Origin of the sequence: Aliarcobacter cryaerophilus ATCC 43158 (genome assembly GCF_003660105.1) — a bacterium.
In the GTDB taxonomy this organism is placed as follows: domain Bacteria; phylum Campylobacterota; class Campylobacteria; order Campylobacterales; family Arcobacteraceae; genus Aliarcobacter; species Aliarcobacter cryaerophilus.
In genome coordinates this window covers 1,138,905-1,155,770 of sequence record NZ_CP032823.1, presented here as the reverse complement: position 1 = coordinate 1,155,770, position 16,866 = coordinate 1,138,905, and the positions used below count along the sequence as shown (strand labels likewise).

At 27.7% G+C, this 16,866-nt stretch carries 19 protein-coding genes; 7 read left to right on the top strand and 12 right to left on the bottom strand.

Annotated elements, in window-relative coordinates:
• Window positions 1-19 precede the first annotated feature (19 nt).
• Genes ACRYA_RS05800 through panB form a run of 3 tightly spaced genes read right to left on the bottom strand, consistent with a single transcriptional unit; the run spans window position 20 to window position 2,906 of the window.
• Window positions 20-1,069, bottom strand: coding sequence for an AI-2E family transporter (locus ACRYA_RS05800; protein WP_105917908.1), 1,050 nt, complete (start codon window positions 1,067-1,069; stop codon window positions 20-22).
• On the bottom strand, window positions 1,066-2,097 hold the full coding sequence (gene ruvB, locus ACRYA_RS05795) for a Holliday junction branch migration DNA helicase RuvB (RefSeq protein WP_105917909.1): 1,032 nt from the start codon (window positions 2,095-2,097) through the stop codon (window positions 1,066-1,068). The genes ACRYA_RS05800 and ruvB overlap by 4 nt, the downstream gene beginning before the upstream one ends.
• On the bottom strand, window positions 2,097-2,906 hold the full coding sequence (panB, locus tag ACRYA_RS05790) for a 3-methyl-2-oxobutanoate hydroxymethyltransferase (RefSeq protein ID WP_105917910.1): 810 nt from the start codon (window positions 2,904-2,906) through the stop codon (window positions 2,097-2,099). Before panB ends, ruvB begins: the two co-directional genes overlap by 1 nt.
• Window positions 2,907-3,004: 98 nt before the next feature.
• Between panB and trpA the strand changes: the two genes are divergently transcribed.
• From trpA to ACRYA_RS05775, 3 genes are all read left to right on the top strand, one after another.
• Entirely contained in the window at window positions 3,005-3,745 is a 741-nt protein-coding gene (gene trpA, locus ACRYA_RS05785) for a tryptophan synthase subunit alpha (RefSeq protein ID WP_105917911.1), read from the top strand.
• A gap of 3 nt (window positions 3,746-3,748) precedes the next feature.
• Window positions 3,749-4,486, top strand: coding sequence for an arginyltransferase (locus ACRYA_RS05780; RefSeq protein WP_105917912.1), 738 nt, complete (start codon window positions 3,749-3,751; stop codon window positions 4,484-4,486).
• An 85-nt stretch (window positions 4,487-4,571) separates the two neighbouring features.
• Window positions 4,572-4,916 (top strand): hypothetical protein, encoded by a 345-nt coding sequence (locus ACRYA_RS05775; protein WP_228199724.1) that lies wholly within the window; start codon window positions 4,572-4,574, stop codon window positions 4,914-4,916.
• 9 nt (window positions 4,917-4,925) lie between these two features.
• On the opposite strand, the gene feoB is transcribed toward ACRYA_RS05775, so the two are convergent.
• Together feoB and ACRYA_RS05765 are read right to left on the bottom strand one after the other, a co-directional pair.
• Window positions 4,926-6,836 carry a ferrous iron transport protein B gene (feoB, locus tag ACRYA_RS05770; RefSeq protein WP_105917913.1) on the bottom strand — a complete coding sequence of 637 codons (1,911 nt, stop codon included), beginning with the start codon at window positions 6,834-6,836 and terminating at the stop codon, window positions 4,926-4,928.
• Between the two features lie 2 nt (window positions 6,837-6,838).
• Window positions 6,839-7,057 (bottom strand): FeoA family protein, encoded by a 219-nt coding sequence (locus tag ACRYA_RS05765; protein ID WP_105917914.1) that lies wholly within the window; start codon window positions 7,055-7,057, stop codon window positions 6,839-6,841.
• 144 nt (window positions 7,058-7,201) lie between these two features.
• Between ACRYA_RS05765 and ACRYA_RS05760 the strand changes: the two genes are divergently transcribed.
• On the top strand, window positions 7,202-7,642 hold the full coding sequence (locus tag ACRYA_RS05760) for a Fur family transcriptional regulator (RefSeq protein ID WP_066164823.1): 441 nt from the start codon (window positions 7,202-7,204) through the stop codon (window positions 7,640-7,642).
• Between the two features lie 67 nt (window positions 7,643-7,709).
• On the opposite strand, the gene ACRYA_RS05755 is transcribed toward ACRYA_RS05760, so the two are convergent.
• The 5 genes from ACRYA_RS05755 to ACRYA_RS05735 all read right to left on the bottom strand — a co-directional run bounded on the left by ACRYA_RS05755 (window position 7,710) and on the right by ACRYA_RS05735 (window position 12,541).
• Complete coding sequence (locus ACRYA_RS05755; RefSeq protein ID WP_105917915.1) at window positions 7,710-8,945, bottom strand: argininosuccinate synthase; 1,236 nt, start codon at window positions 8,943-8,945, stop codon at window positions 7,710-7,712.
• Window positions 8,946-9,029: 84 nt separating this feature from the next.
• Window positions 9,030-9,830, bottom strand: coding sequence for an ABC transporter permease (locus tag ACRYA_RS05750; protein ID WP_105917916.1), 801 nt, complete (start codon window positions 9,828-9,830; stop codon window positions 9,030-9,032).
• Window positions 9,830-10,435, bottom strand: a complete 606-nt coding sequence (gene rsmD / locus ACRYA_RS05745; RefSeq protein ID WP_105917917.1) for a 16S rRNA (guanine(966)-N(2))-methyltransferase RsmD — start codon at window positions 10,433-10,435, stop codon at window positions 9,830-9,832. Before rsmD ends, ACRYA_RS05750 begins: the two co-directional genes overlap by 1 nt.
• 18 nt (window positions 10,436-10,453) lie before the next feature.
• Window positions 10,454-11,998, bottom strand: coding sequence for a ribonuclease Y (gene rny / locus ACRYA_RS05740; RefSeq protein WP_105917918.1), 1,545 nt, complete (start codon window positions 11,996-11,998; stop codon window positions 10,454-10,456).
• Window positions 11,999-12,004: 6 nt separating this feature from the next.
• Complete coding sequence (locus tag ACRYA_RS05735) at window positions 12,005-12,541, bottom strand: 5-formyltetrahydrofolate cyclo-ligase (protein ID WP_105917919.1); 537 nt, start codon at window positions 12,539-12,541, stop codon at window positions 12,005-12,007.
• A 59-nt stretch (window positions 12,542-12,600) separates the two neighbouring features.
• Here ACRYA_RS05735 and ACRYA_RS05730 point away from each other — a divergent pair, with 59 nt between their 5' ends.
• Genes ACRYA_RS05730 through ACRYA_RS05720 form a run of 3 tightly spaced genes read left to right on the top strand, consistent with a single transcriptional unit; the run spans window position 12,601 to window position 15,028 of the window.
• Window positions 12,601-13,146 (top strand): TlpA family protein disulfide reductase, encoded by a 546-nt coding sequence (locus ACRYA_RS05730; protein WP_105917920.1) that lies wholly within the window; start codon window positions 12,601-12,603, stop codon window positions 13,144-13,146.
• Between the two features lie 8 nt (window positions 13,147-13,154).
• Window positions 13,155-14,087, top strand: coding sequence for a signal recognition particle-docking protein FtsY (gene ftsY, locus ACRYA_RS05725; protein WP_105917921.1), 933 nt, complete (start codon window positions 13,155-13,157; stop codon window positions 14,085-14,087).
• Between the two features lie 14 nt (window positions 14,088-14,101).
• Complete coding sequence (locus ACRYA_RS05720; protein ID WP_105917922.1) at window positions 14,102-15,028, top strand: hypothetical protein; 927 nt, start codon at window positions 14,102-14,104, stop codon at window positions 15,026-15,028.
• A 19-nt stretch (window positions 15,029-15,047) separates the two neighbouring features.
• Here ACRYA_RS05720 and ACRYA_RS05715 read toward each other — a convergent pair whose 3' ends face one another.
• Window positions 15,048-15,788, bottom strand: coding sequence for a thioredoxin fold domain-containing protein (locus ACRYA_RS05715; protein ID WP_105917923.1), 741 nt, complete (start codon window positions 15,786-15,788; stop codon window positions 15,048-15,050).
• A gap of 56 nt (window positions 15,789-15,844) precedes the next feature.
• Window positions 15,845-16,747, bottom strand: a complete 903-nt coding sequence (locus ACRYA_RS05710; protein WP_105917924.1) for an AEC family transporter — start codon at window positions 16,745-16,747, stop codon at window positions 15,845-15,847.
• Window positions 16,748-16,866 lie beyond the last annotated feature (119 nt).

Below are 16,866 nucleotides of genomic sequence, written 5' to 3'. Positions count from 1 at the left end.
TTTGGCTCTTTTAAAATTATTATAGGATACTTTTAGTTTCAACCTCTTTTATATACTTTCTTAAAAGTTGCATAGTAGATACAAAAAGGCTTACCATTGCAGGTCCAATTATCATTCCCCAAAATCCAAAAGTACCAAGTCCTGCAACTATTGCAAAAAAGATTATCAATGAGTTTATCTTTGTAGGAGTTTTTACCATTTTTTTATTTATATAGCTTATTATTAGAGGTTTTATAAAAGTATCCGCGATTATTGAAATAATAATGATAGAGTAAACTGCTATAAAAATTGCATTTGATATAGTTCCTGTACTTGCTTCATATAAAGCTACAGGAAGCCACATAATAACTCCACCAACAACAGGAACTAAAGATGCAAAACCATATAAAACTCCAAGTAAAAGCCCATCATAACCAAAACTACTCAAAAAAGCTCCAAAAAGAAAACCTTGAAATATTGCAGTTACTAAAATAGAGTAGAAAACGACACTCATTACACTTGATGATTCATTGAACAATATATTTGCATCTTCATTATTTATAGGAGTTATATTTTTTAGATAAGTTGCAATTTGGTTTGAAAATAGAGTAAAAAAGAAGAAAAAGATTAAAATCAAAATCATATCAATCATAAATTTTGCACTATTTTTACCTAAAGATGCACTAAAAGATACAAGCTGTTGTACTGTTTTTCCAATATCAACAGATGATGATATTTTATTTATAAAATCATTTAAGAAACTAAATTCTGCAAAAAAACCAATAACCATAGTTTTTATTTCTGTTAAATTTTTTATTAGATGTTGTTGGTCAACTTGGTTAAAAAATGTTGCAAATGAGATTATACAATACAAAATAGGTAAGAAAAATAATGCAGTCATAGCAAGAGTAAAAATAGTTGTAGAAACGGCTCTATTTCTTACTTTACTATTTATTCTTAAAAACATTGAGTTTGTAGCAATAGTAAGAAGAGCTGCTACTGAAATTGACTTTAAAAATGGATCAAAAAGTTCTATTAAAAAATAGAATAAAACAAATGCTAAAAGCATTAAAAAATATGCTGGTTTCAAAATAGGTTTCCTTGATTATTTTCATTTAATTTACTTTGAGGTGGAGTTAATCTAAACATCTCATATGTTTTAACACTAGCAACCCTTCCTCGTGCAGTTCTTTCTATATATCCATTTGCTAGTAAATATGGCTCAATAGCATCTTCAATAGTTCCTTCATCTTCACTCAAAGCTGCTGCCATAGTTCCTAATCCCATAGGTCTTCCACGATTAGATATAAGAAGTTCAAGTAGGTTTATATCCATTTCATCAAAACCATTTTCATTTATTCCTAGTTCATCTAAGGCATATTGACAAGTATTTAAAAGTATAGTTTTTTCACCTTTTACTTGTGAAAAATCTCTAACTCTTCTTAAAAGTCTTAAAGCAACCCTAGGTGTTCCACGACTTCTTTTTGACATCTCTAAGCTAGAGTTATCTTCGCATCCTATTCCCAATTTTACTGAAGCTTTTTGAATAATTTTTGCTAGTTCTTCTTCTGTATAAAACTGCATTCTAAAATGCATTCCAAATCTTTCTCTTAGTGGGTTTGAAAGCATTCCAGCTCTTGTTGTTGCACCAATTAGTGTAAATCTTGGTAAATCAATTTTTACAGTTTGAGCAGCAGGTCCTGAACCAATTATTATATCTAGTCTATAATCTTCCATTGCTGGGTATAAAATTTCTTCAACGGCAGGACTAAGACGATGAATTTCATCTATAAAAAGAATATCTCCCTCTTCAAGATTTGTCAAAATTGCTGCTAAATCACCACTTTTTTCTATCATAGGACCAGCTGTTATTTTTATATTTGAACTCATTTCATTTGAAATAAGATATGAAAGGGTAGTTTTTCCTAAACCTGGAGGTCCATAAAATAAAATATGGTCAAGTGCTTCACCTCTTTTTCTTGAAGCATCAATAAAAACTCTTAAATTCTTTTTTATTTTTTCTTGACCTATATAATCATCCCAATTTGAAGGTCTTAAGCTTTGCTCATTACTCTCTTCTTCAAAAGATACAGTTTCTACTTCAACTAATCTTTGCATTAATACTCTTCTTCCATACTAGGAAATTTTTTTGTTTGTACATCTTCTCTATATTTGTTTGCAGCTTCTTTTACTAGGTTGGCTCCATTTAAATAGTGTCTTACAAATTTTGGTTTAAAATCTTCAAAAAATCCTAACATATCAGACCAAACCAAAACTTGTCCATCACAATCATTTCCAGCTCCTATTCCAATAGTTGGAATATTTACAGCTTGTGTAATTTTTTTTGCAACATGACTCATAACACCTTCAATAACAATTGCAAAAGCTCCTGCTTTTTCAACTGCTATTGCATCACGTATTAGTTGTTCTTCATCTTGCTTATTTTTTCCTCTAACTTTATATCCACCTTCACTTCTTACATATTGTGGCATAAGTCCAATATGTCCCATAACAGCAATAGCATTTGATGTAAGATGATTTATAATATCAGCTTTATCTTCTCCACCTTCTATTTTTACGGCACTTGCAAGTGTTTCTTGATATACTTTTGCACAATTTTTTAATGCTTCATCTTTATTTATATAAGTAGCAAAGGGCATATCAGTTATCACAAAAGCATCTTTTGCACCATTACAAACAGCTTTTGTGTGATAAATCATTTGATCTAAAGTTGCACTTAATGTGTCACTTTTACCCATAAAACTCATATTTAAGCTATCTCCAACAAGTATCATATCAGCACTTTTTGAAAATAGGTTTGAAAATAGGGCATCATAGGCTGTTATAACTGTTAATTTTTGTCTATTTTTTGTTTGTTTTATCTTTGTTATATTCATTTTTTCAAAATCGTGTTTAATTATACTCATATTTAAAATCCTATATTAAAATGGTTAAGATTATAACTAAAAATAGATTTTAATTCGGTTTTAGATAAAATCAAAAAAATTTATTTTTAGGAAAAGAGTTGAAAAAATTAGTTGGATATATTACTACATCTTTACCAGATAACAATTTTACAGTTGATTTGGCATATAGTTTAAAAGATAATGGTGTTGATATTTTGGAGTTGGGTGTTCCTTTTTCAGATCCTATTGCTGAAGGACCAATAATAGAAAAAGCAAATTTAATGGCTCTTAAAAATGGTTTTAAACTACACGATCTTTTTGAAGTTTCATCAAAAATAGCAAAAGATATTGATACTTTGTGGATGGGATATATGAATCCATTTTATCACTATGGTTTGGAAAATTTTTTAAAAAAAGCAGAAGAATTTGGAGTTTCTGGTACAGTAATTCCAGATTTACCATATGAAATGTCACAAAAATATGAACCAATTTTTAAGCAATATAATAAATCAAATATTACTTTTATAGCACCAACAACACCAAAAGAGAGAATAAAAACTCTTGTAGAAAACTCTTCTAAATTTATTTATATGGTTGCATATGCTGGAATAACTGGAAGTGGAAGAGATGAAGATTTATCACAGATTATAGAAAATGTTAGAGAATATTCAAAAACTCCACTATACATTGGTTTTGGAATAGATGAAAAAACTTGTAAAGCAAAATCAAAAAATCTTGATGGTGTTATTGTTGGAAGTGCTTTTGTTAAGCATTTGTTAGATGATAGTTTAAATAATAATGAAAAAATAAAAAAAATATCTAGTATAGCAAAAGAGATAAAGCAGAAGATAAACGAGTAGAAAATGAATTTTATTAATCCTGATTTAGAGTTTTTTGAAGAGAATAGAGATTGTTCTTATTTTGAAGATAAAAAATCAGATATGAGATATAGATTTTTAAATTCTTGTAGTATTGAAGAATATCAAAAAAAGCTAGAAAGAGGTTGGAGAAGATTCGGAAAAATACATTTTGTACCAGAGTGTAAGAGCTGTACAAAGTGTGTATCTATGCGAATTGATGTAAAGAATTTTCAGTTTTCAAAATCACAAAAAAGAGTTTTAAATAAAAACAAAGATACAAAAGTTTTTATAAGACCTCCAACTGTAACAAAAGAGCATATGGATTTGTACCATAAATATCATACTTTTATGCAAGATAAAAAAGGTTGGAAGTATGTACATATAGACCACGAAGACTATATAAAATCTTATGTTGAAGGAAATACAAAATATGCAACAGAGTTTCTATATCTTAGAGATGATGAGTTAATAGGAGTTGCTTTAGTAGATATTTTACCAAATGCAATATCTTCTATTTACTGTTTTTATGACCATAATTTTGAAGAGTTTTCTATTGGAAAGTTCTCTATTTTAACTCAAATAAATATTGCAAAAGAGTTAAATGTTCCATATATTTATTTGGGATATTGGATAGATAATCACTACTCAATGGGATATAAAAAAGAGTATATGCCTTTTGAGATTTTAAAAAATAGAGCAAACTTAAATGAAGAGCCAATATGGGAAAAATTCATACAATAGAAGTAGTTTTTTTCTAAATATCTAAAAAATCATTATAATTAAAATAAATTTTAACTATAATAAAAATTTAAAACGAAGGATTTGTATGAAAAAATTAGTTATTTTTCTATCTTTTGCTACTTTGCTTTTTTCTCAGGGCACAGTTGAGCAAAAAACATATAACCCAAATGTTGATTGTCTTATTTTAGAAGATGAAAATTCAATAATTTGTAAATTTGAAGTAGAGTTAAATAGTGAGAACAATCAAACATTGATTATAAACTGGATTGACCCAAATGGTAGTATTTCACGAACAAGAGAGATGATAATTCCAGCAGGGGATACTTCAGCTTATGATTTTAGATATTTAGATGGAAGAGAAAAAGGTAAGTGGGATTTTAAAATTATCTACAACAACCAAGAATACACAACAAAATTTGAGTTAAAATAGTAGTAGCTTTTACGCTAATACTATTTTTGTAATGTTATATGCTATAAATGACATTATCCAAGCAGTTGTTGTAGTAAATACAAACAAATACCCAAGATATTTCCATCCACCAGCTTCTTTTGCAAATACCATAGAAGCAGCCAAGCAAGGCAGATAAATCATCACAAATACTATAAATGAAATTGCAGCTTCAAAAGGAATATTCGTTTTTATTTTCTCAACTAAAGTAATAGTTGGTTCATCTGGATTTTCACTCTCTCCTAATCCGTATAAAATAGATAGAGTCGAAACAACAACCTCTTTAGCAGCTAACCCAGCTTCAAGTGCAACAGCCATTTTCCAGTCAAATCCCAAAGGAGCAAAAAATGGCTCACTAAATTTTCCAATTTTTCCTAAATATGAGTTTTCAAGATTGTATAAAGCTAATTCATTTTGTAACTCTTGTTTTAATTCATCATTTATTGATAATTCAATTTTTTGATTTATCATCTCTTCAATATTTGGATATTTAGGATAGTTACTCATAAACCAAATTAAAACTGATGCTACTAAAATAAATGTTCCAGCTTTTTTTAAATACATAAAAGCTTTGTTTGTAATCTCTTTGTAAACTAGTTTTAGTGAAGGTAGTCTATATTTTGGCATCTCCATAACAAATGGCTCATCTTTTCCTTTAAAAACTACTGCTCTTAAAAATTTTGCAGCAAATAAGCCAAAAATTGCACCACTAATATAGATTATAAATAGTATATTCCCCGCATTATTAGTACCAAAAAATGCACCTACAAAAAGTACATAAATAGGTAATCTAGCACCACAAGACATAAATCCAATAATAAATAGAGTTAATAATTTATCTTTTTCATTTTTTAAAGTCCTAGCTGCCATATAAGCTGGAACACTACAACCAAAACCAGTAACAAGTGGAATAAAGGATTTACCATGAAGTCCAAATTTATGAAAAGTTCCATCGAGTAAAAAAGCAACTCTACTCATATAGCCAGTTCCTTCAAGTAGTGAAATTCCCAAAAACAAAATCAAAATATTTGGTAAAAACATAACAACAGCACTAACTCCAGCTATTACTCCATCTGCTAAAAGTGAAGATAGCTGATTATCTCCAATTATATTTTTAATAATATTTGAAAATAGTAAGAAGAAACTATCTATATAATCCATAGGAATTTGTCCTAAAGTAAAAGTTAGCTGAAATAATCCCCACATTAAAAATAAAAATATAGGAAGCCCTATAAATTTATTCATCAAAATTGAGTCTATTTTTTCCGTAGTAGTTTTTTCTCTATTTTCTTCAATTTTTAAACATTGTTGTACAATATTTTTTACAAAATCAAATCTTTTAGTTAAAATCTCATCACCATTTAAAATATCTGTATTAAAAGATTGTTTAAAGACTATTTTATCTTCTTCAAATGTTTTTAAAATTTGATCTAACAACTCTTTAAGTCCATCTTTATTTGTCGCACTTGTTTTTATGCAAGGTGTATTTAAAAGAGATGATAGCTTTTCATTATTGATTAAAATATTCTCTTTTTTTGCTTCATCACTCATATTTAGTGCAATAATCATTTTTTTATTTAAAGCTAATAATTCACTAGTAAGCAAAAGATTTCTTTGAAGATTTGTTGAATCAACAACATTTAAGACAATATCATAGTTATTTTGATTTAAAAAGTTTTTTACAACTTTTTCTTCTAGTGAGTAGTTTTCAAGTGAATAAGAACCAGGTAAATCAATAATTTTAATATCATAATCTTTATATTTAAAAATTACCTCTTTTTTTTCAACAGTAACACCTGAAAAATTTCCAACTTTTAATCTCGAGTTTGAAATTGAGTTAATAAGCATAGATTTACCAACATTAGGCTGACCTACAAGAGCTATTTTTATAGTTTTATTCATTATTATCCAACTTTAATTTTAATAGCTTCGCTATTTCTTAATGCAACTTTGGATTGATTTATTTTTATCTCAATAGTTTTTTTAGCTAAAGATTTCGCTGTTACACAAATTTGGTTTCCTACAATTATTCCAAAAGAATAGAGTCTCTTTTTTAAAACATCATCACAGTTTATAGCTTTTATATTAGCAGTTTTTTGTAAATCTAAATCATTTAGTGACATTTTTACACCTTTAAATATTAATAATGATTATTATAATGTAAAATTGATTAAATTGTATTAATTTATATCAATAAAATATAAGAAATATTTGAATTTTTCTTAAACTTTAGATATACTAGATTTTTATTTTTTAAAGGTGTTTTTATGTTGAATAATTATGAAGAGATTATAGAAGAGTTAAAAAAGATTGTTAAGCAAAAAGGTCTTAAGTATACAGAACAAAGAGAGATTGTTCTAAGTATATTACTTCACGCAAATGGTCATTTAACTGCTGAAGAGGTTTATAACCAAATAAAAAAAGATTATCCTAACTCAAATGTTGGAATTGCAACAGTTTATAGAGCGTTAAGTTTTTTAGAGGAAGTGGAGCTTATTGCTTCACTTAATTTTGGTGTTGATGGAAAGAAATATGAAAGTAATATTAAATCTCATCATGACCACCTAATTTGCACAGATTGTGGAAAAATAGTTGAATTTGTTGATGAAGAGATTGAAAAACGACAAGAAAAAATAGCAAAAGCAAATAAGTTTAAAATAACTGATCATTCAATGCAATTATATGGTATTTGTGAAAGTTGCCAGTAAAATCTTTTTAAAAAAAAAGAACTCATAAAATAGCTTATGAGTTCTTTTTATTCTTTTTTAAATTTAATTATCTTTGTTTTTTACCTGCAATTACAAGTCTTAAAGCATTTAATCTAATAAATCCTTCTGCATCTTTTTGATTATAAACTTCATCTTTTTCAAAAGTCGAGTATGCATCATCATATAGAGATTTTGAAGAATCTCTTCCAATAACCATAACATTACCTTTGTAAAGTTTTAATCTAACTTTCCCTTCTACATTTTTTTGAGTTGCATCAATAGCAGCTTGAAGCATCTCTCTTTCTGGACTAAACCAATATCCTTGATAGATTAGTTTTGCATATCTTGGCATTAACTCATCTTTTAAATGAGCAGCTTCTCTATCAAGAGTTAAAGACTCAATAGCTCTATGAGCTTTTAGCATAATAGTTCCACCTGGAGTCTCATAACAACCACGTGCCTTCATTCCAACATATCTATTTTCAACTATATCAACTCTTCCAATACCATGTTTATTCCCAAGTTTATTTAAAGATTCAAGTAAGTTTGCAGGCGATAGCTTTTCACCATTTAATGCAATTGGATCTCCATTTTTATACTCAATTTCAATAATTTCAGCTTGATCAGGAGCTTTTTCTGGACTTGTTGTCCATAACCACATTGTCTCTTCTGGTTCATTTGCTGGATTTTCTAAGTGAAGACCTTCATAAGAGATATGTAATAAATTAGCATCCATTGAATATGGGCTTATTTTTGGGTTTCCATTTTCATCAACGTGTTTTTGAGAAATCTCAATATTATGTTTTTTAGCATACTCAAGTAAACTCTCTCTTGAGTTTAACTCCCACTCTCTCCAAGGTGCAATTACTTTTAAATCTGGATTAAGTGCTAATGCTCCTAGCTCAAATCTAACTTGATCATTTCCTTTTCCTGTCGCTCCATGACTAACCGCTTGTGCACCTTTTTCATTTGCAATTTCAACAAGTTTTTTTGCGATAAGTGGTCTAGCTATACTTGTTCCTAAAAGATATTCACCTTCGTAAATAGCATTTGCTCTAAACATAGGGAAAACATAATCTTTTACAAACTCTTCTTTAACATCTAAAATATAAACATTTTCAGGTTTAATACCACAAGCAATAGCTTTTGCACGTGCAGGTTCAACTTCTTCCCCTTGACCTAAATCAGCTGTAAAAGTTATAACTTCTGCATCATATTCATCTTGAAGCCATTTTAAAATAATAGATGTATCAAGCCCACCGCTATAAGCAAGTACAACTTTTTTAATATCTTTTTTACTCATAATTTTTTCCTATTTTTGGTAATTTATGGTGTGGATAATACCAAAGTTTTGTTGTAAATCCATTTAAACAATATTTAATATTTATTAATTTTTAAGTAAATCTTTTTTATTTGCTATATTTTGTAGATAATCACTTATTTGAATTAGGCAAAAAGTTATTATAAATATCATAAGTCCTGGAAAAAAGCTTAAATGCCAAGCAATATCTATAACAGCTTTTCCATCACTTAAAAGACTTCCCCAGCTCATTTGTGGTGGATTTACTCCAAGACCTAAAAATGAAAGACCAGATTCTGCTAATATAGCACCTGCAACTCCAAATGAAAAAGAGATAAGAAAAATAGGAGCTAAAAGTGGGGCAAAATATTTTAAAATAATTTTTACTTTATTTACATTTGCTATTTTTAAGATTTTTATAAATGGCTTATTACTAAGTGCAAAACTTTCACTTCTTATCATTCTTGACATTCCCATCCAACCAGTTATTGAGATTACAAGTATCAAAACAAGACTATTTGCTTCAATATATGAAACTAAAGCTAAAAGAAGAAAAAATGTTGGAAAAGTTAAAAATAGGTCAATTATAATAGTAATAGTTTTATCAATATTTCCTTTAAAATAACCAGCAGTTATTCCAATAATTAAACCCAAAAAAGATGAAAAAGATGCCGCTAAAAAACCTATTATAAGTGAAGTTTGACCACCTTCTAAAACTCTAGCAAATACATCTCGTCCTAATCTATCTGTTCCCATTATATGCTCAAAAGATGGTGATAGAAGAATTTTACTTGGATTTAATTCATATGGTGAAACTGTATAAAAAATTGGAGCTATAAACATAGATAAAGCTACAACTATTAGCAAAATTAAAGAAAATCTAAACATTAAGCTTTATAACTAAAGTAAGATAGTGAACTTTTACCAAACTTTCTAGTTTTTTCTAAACTATATTTTCCTAAAATTTTTGGAACTTCAAGTTTTGATTCATGTTCTATTATTATTTTGAAAATATTGCTATTTTCAATATTTTCAATCATTCTAAAAGATTTATCATAAATATCTTCCATTCCTTCTCTAAAATCAAAAGGAGGGTCAACATATAAAACAATTTCTTCTTTAGAATTTTTTAAAAAATCTAAAATAAGAGGAGTTTGAACAAATGCATTTCCTTGAATAGTTTGACACTTTTCAATATTTATACTTTTACAATTTTTAAGTAAAATAGAGTAAGATTTTTTATCAAGCTCTATAAAATAAGCTCTTTTTGCACCACGACTAATTGCTTCAAGCCCAATAGAACCACTTCCAGCAAATGATTCTATAAATATTTTATCAATGATATCAAATTGTAAAACATTAAATACAGACTCTTTTAAAACTGCTTTTGAACTTCTTGTTACATCCAAAGATGGTAAGTTTAAAACTTTACCTTTGTATGCACCTGCTATTATTTTTGTTGTTGGTTTTGTTATCTGTTTTATTTCATTCATTTTTTACCTTTTTCTCGATTACCTAGCATAGCTTTCAGCTCTAATTTCTCTTATTACGTTTATTTTAATTTCACCAGGATATTGAACTTTTTCTTCTATCTCTTTTGCTATTTCAGTTGCAAGCAACACAGCTTCATCATCATTTACAAGTTTTGCATTTACTATAACTCTTACTTCTCTTCCTGCATTTATGGCATAAGCATTTGTTACTCCAATTTTACTTGTAGTTATATTTTCAATCTCTTCTACTCTTTTTAAGAAACTCTCTAAAACTTCTCTTCTAGCACCTGGTCTTGCAGCACTTAAAGCATCTGCTGCACAAACGGCTGCACTTTCAACGTTTATTGGTTCTTCATGACCATGATGGGCATAAATTGCATTTATTACAGTTTCACACTCTCCATATCTTTTGCAAATTTCTGCACCTAAATCAACATGGCTTCCAGGAGCTTCATGTGTTAAAGCTTTTCCAATATCATGCATAATTCCAGCACGTCTAGCTAATATTGCATCTCCACCCATTTGAGATGCAATAAGACCAGCGAGATGAGCAACTTCTAAAGTATGTGCAAGTGCATTTTGTCCATAACTTGCTCTATATCTTAACCGTCCAACAAGTTTGATAAGCTCAATATGCATAGATTTAATTCCAAGCTCCATAACAACATCTTCGCCTTCTTTTTGTATCTTTTTGTCAAATTCAGCTTTTACTTTGTTATAAATCTCTTCAATTCTTGCTGGTTGAATTCTTCCATCTTCAAGTAGTTCTTGAATTGTTCTTGTAGCAATTGCTCTTCTATATAAATTAAAAGAGGAAATTGTAATAGTATTTGGAGTATCATCTATTATAATATCAACTCCTAAAAGCATCTCAAGAGCTTTTATATTTCTTCCTTCTTTTCCAATAATTTTACCTTTTGTCTCTTCATCATTTAAAGGAATATTATTTATAAGTCTTTCAGCTGCAAACTCTCCTGCATATCTTGTAACTGCTTGAGATAAAATATTATTTACCTCTTGTTTTGAATTTTGTTCTGCTAATTTATATTTTTTTCTAAATATTGAAGCAATTTCAGCTCTTGAATCTTCTTTTACTTTTTCAAGCATTAACTCTTTTGCTTCACTTTTTGTAAGTCCACTAGCATTTTCCAATATTTTTATAGCTTCAAGAGTTTTTTGTTCGTAAGTTCTTTTCTGCTCTTCAATACCATCTTTTAATACTGCAATTTTTCTATTATTTTCGCTAATTTCTTCTTTTTGAGCTTTAATAAGTCTTAATTCATTTTCAAGATGCTCATTTAACTCTTTTTCCTTCTTTTCAATCTTAAAAAGCATGTTTTCATACTCTTTTCTAGCACTTTTAAACTCTCTATCACACTCAAATTTTGCTTTTAGTTGGGCATCTTTTAAAGCAACTTCTGCTTCGTGTTCTATAACTCTCGCTTTTGCCTTCGCTTGTTCAATAAAAACTTCAAGCTTGGCTTTATTTATCTTCTTTAAAATAAAAACTGTAACAATTGAACTAAAAGCCCCAAATGCAACAGATATTAATAAAATCTCCATTTTAACCTATCCCGTAATTATATAATCTGCTTCAATATCGTAATTATCACTTAAAATTTCTTTACTTTTACAAAGTTCAAGTTGTATAAAAACTATTTTTGGTCTGTATTTTAATCTATAAAAAAATCTATCATACATACCTTTACCAAACCCGATTCTTTTGTTTAAAACATCAATTCCAACAATAGGAACTACTGCTAAGTCAATCTTATTTGGTTTTAAAAAAGAGTTTGTAGGCTCTTTTATATTAAACTTTTTTTTATGAAGTGGTAGTCTATACTTTACTATTTTAAAACTATCATCTTCCATAAATGGTACATAAACTATTTTTTTCTCTCTTCTTAACTCATTAATTAAAAGTGTTGTATCTACTTCAATATCAAGTGGGAGATACAATAAAATATTTTTTGCATCATTAGTTCGTATAATACTCTTTAATTTTTGAATAATTCTCTTATTTCTTGAATATTTTGAAAAAAGTGCTACAAATTTTAATCTTTTCATACATGATTGTCGAAAATCACTTTTGTGATTTGTGTTCATTTAAGCCTCACTTAGGTAAAATCTCTACCTAAAAAACAATTTTATCTAAAGGAATTAAAATGAAGTTTAAAACTTTAGCAATTTTAACTATTTTACCAATTTTATTTTTTGCTGCTTGTGATTCAAAAAGTGATAAAAATCAAAAAACTACAATAAATAGTGCTGAAAAGCAATTTAGTTTAAATACAATTAATAACTCACAAATAAATATATCTTTAAATCAAGATAAAATAAATTTAAAAGATATAAATAATAAAATAGTTTTATTAAACTTTTTTACAACTTGGTGTCCAGCTTGTAAGGTTGAAATTTCAAATTTAGTTCAAATTCAAGAAGCTTATAAAAATGATATTGTTGTAGTTGGAATTTTGCTTGAAGAGTTTAAAACAAATGAAGAGATAAATGAGTTGCTTAAATCTTATAATGTAAACTATACTGTAACAAACTCGGGTGAAGCTTTTGAATTGGCAAAATCATTGGGTGGAATTAAAGCGATTCCTACTACTTTTTTAATAGATAAACATGGAACATTTTTTCAAAAATATACAGGTTTAGTTCCAAATGAGATGTTAGAAATTGATATTAAAAAGCTTTTGGAGAAATAGGATAAAAAATGTTTAACTTTCTTAAAAAAAATAAAGAGAATCAAGTTGTTGAAAATAAAGAAGAGAGTGAAAATTTTTTTTCAAAAGCTTTTAGCAAAACTTTTGCTTCAATAAAAAGTGTAGTACCCCAAAAAAAAGAGAAAATATCTTTTGATGAGATTGAAGAGATTTTAATAGAGTCAGATGTTGAGTATGAAATTATAGAAAAAGCTATGAATGGTTTACCATCTATGATTACAAGAAAAGAGTTAAGACACAGACTTGTAATGCTTTTTGAACATGCTCCAGATGTTGATTTCTCAAATCTTCCAAAACCTTATGTAAGATTGATAATTGGTGTAAATGGTGCTGGAAAAACTACAACTATAGCAAAGTTAGCTTCTAAATTGAAAAAAGAGGGACAAAGTGTAATTTTAGGAGCTGGAGATACTTTTAGAGCTGCTGCAATAGAGCAACTTAGCGCTTGGGCTACTAAACTTGATATCCCAATTATAAAAACAAAACAAGGGCATGATTCAAGTGCTGTAGCATACGATACAATTAGCTCTGCCATTTCTAGAAATATTGATAATGTTATTATTGATACAGCAGGAAGACTTCAAACTCAATCAAACTTAAATAATGAGTTAAAAAAGATAGTAAAAGTTTGTGAAAAAGCTTTAGAAAATAGACCATATCAAAAACTAATGATTTTGGATGGAACTCAAGGAAATAGTGCAATTGCTCAAGCAAAAGCTTTTAATGAAATTGTAGGAATAGATGGTATTATTGTAACAAAACTTGATGGAACCGCTAAAGGTGGTGCACTATTTTCAATATCAAATCAACTTGAGCTTCCTATTTTTTATATAGGTGTTGGTGAAAAACAAGATGATTTAATAGAATTTAGTCCTGATTATTTTGTAGATAGTTTACTTGATGAGATTTATATTAAAGATTAATAGAAGAGGAAAGTATGAAAAGAAGAACTAAAAATTTTGTTGAAGATATATTGATTATCATTGGTGTATTGTTTATTTTGTATCTAATCTATTTTTTTGTTTTTTCAAAAGATAATGATTTATCATTGGAAACAATAACAAAAGAGACAAAAGTAGAAATTGAAACAAAAGATTCAAAAGTATTTGTTGCAGAAAGTGGTTTTCTGACTAAAATCTATGAAGATATAAAAACTAAATTATTTCAAGATAATAATGAGGAAGTTTTAATTGTAAAAAAAGTAGAAGATGAAAATAAAGAAGAGAGTACGAAAAATATCTATCTTTCTCAAAGAGCTGAAATATTATCAAAGCAAGAAGAGAGAGTGAAAGATTTAAATACTGAAGAGCAAACTATTAAAAGTGAAGAAAATATCTCTACAGATAATACAAATACTGAAGTTTTGAAACAAGAAGAGATAAAAGATAAAGTTGTTGAAAACATAGATGAGCAAAGAGTTGAAAATAAATTAGTTACTGAACAAAAACAAGAAGAACCAGTACAGCAAATTAAAGATAATGAGCATAAAGATGAAACTATTTTGATTGATTCAAAAACTAGTTTAGAAACAAAAGCTTTAGAAGATGTAAAAACAGATGAGAATAGTGAGGAAGTTCATCATGAAGTGTCAAATATTGATGATTTTTTTGATAAATTTGATAAAAAAATTTATAGTAATATAGATAGAAATTTTGATAAAACAACTTTTAAAAGAGGTGATTTTGTAAATATTAGAGTGACTATTTTGAAAGATGGAAGTTATGAACAATTAACTTTTTTAAATGGAAATAGTGATTATTTTAATAAAGTAAAGCCACAAATAGAAGAGATGTTTCCTCTAAAGATTGAAGAAAATCTAAAAACTCATTTTCCTAGATATTATAGAATGAAGATAGATTTTTAGGTCTATCTTCTTTTTTTAATTATTTAAAATCTATTCCATATTTTTCTAAAAGATTAACCCAGACAATACTATTTCCATCTTTATCAAATAATGCTGGAGTTCCTTGAACATTTAAACTTATTCCTAAATTTATATGTTCTTCAAGCTTTTTCTCTAGTTTTTCTAATTCATTTTTAGAGTATTTTGCATTTTTTACTTTACTTAAATTATCTCCAATATTAAACTCAAACATTGCATTAATTTTTTCATCTTTTGTTTTTTTACTCATAATGTATATACTTAAATCTTTTGCATTTTCATGAAAGTCTAAAGGAAAGAAGAATACTTTTATTTTTACTTTATCTTTTATTTGAGGTAAAAAAGTTTCAAATTTTTTGCAATATGAGCACTCAGGGTCTGTAAAAAGGATATACTCATCTTTCCCATTTCCATAAGTAAATGCTTCTTTATCTTTTAATATAGCTAAGTTTACAGGAGCTTTTATTTGCATCCCCGTTGTTGTATTTATAACAGCACCTGAAATAAGATAGTTTTTATCTTTTGTTAGAAAAATTTCATCTTTATTTCCTTGCACAACTACTGAAAGAAGATATAAACTTCCTATATCGTAAGCTTTTTCAACTTTTATACCAGCTTTTTTAAATATTTCTAAATTTTCAAACTCTAACATCTGTTTGTTTGTTAGCTCTTTTTCTTTTGCTTCTAGAGTTAAAGCTATAAATAAAAAGAGAAATATAACATTTTTTAATATTCTAAACATTTTTTTCCTTAAATTTTTTTGCAATTCTTGCTAAAATTTGGTTAATAGTTGATAAATTATAAGATTAATATTTTAACTAGATATGTTGTAATAAACGATATTAAAATTCCATAACCAACTATTGCAGAACTTAGTCTTGGTGCAAGACCTGCCATTGCTGCTATTGCACCTGCTGTTATCATTGGAGCCATAGCAGCTTCAAGAATTGATACAGTTCCTGCTAAATTATTCCATCCAAAAATTTTACAAACAATAATTGCAATAATTGGAGCAAAAATAAGTTTTACAAAAAGTGCTACACTAAAAGGTTTTATATCCTCTTTTGGAAGCTTAAGTTGAAGTTGAAGTCCAGCTGCAACTAAAGCAACAGGAACAGTTGTTAAAGCAAAAGCCTCTAATACTTTTGTAATTGTAGGATTAAACTCAACACCTACAAGAAATAGAGCAAAAATTAGAGTCAAAAACGGTGGAAATGTTAGAACTTTTACAGTTATTAGTTTAAAAGTCACTTTTGTTTTACTTGTATATAGTGATACAATAAATGTTCCATATATTGCAAATGCGAAGAAAGTTCCAAGTTGGTCATAAACTAGTAAATATGGCATAAAGTTATCATTTGGTAAATAAGTATCAAGCAGAGGAATACCTAAAAATGAGCTATTTGTTAAAATAGCAACAAGCATTAAACTTCCAGTTACCTCTTTACTAAAATTAAGAATTTTTGATAAAAAAAGTATCAAAAAAGCACTTAATGTCATAACAGTCCAAGCAACAATCGCAGGAATCATAAGCTCAATGGAAAAATCCATCTTAGGAGTTTGTAAAAGAATAATTGCAGGATAAGATACATAAAGTACAAATTTATTTAAAGCAATTGAGCCATCTCTTTGCATGATATTTAAACGGTTTAGCATATATCCTAAGAATAGGGCAAATAAAATCAATAATATATTTTCCAAAATAGACCTTCTAATATAAGTAGATTGGAACTTTATCATAATATGATTTAATTGTTTAATACAGAGATTAAGATTATTTTTGATACATTCATATTTGAAATAATTTTAAAAGGATATAT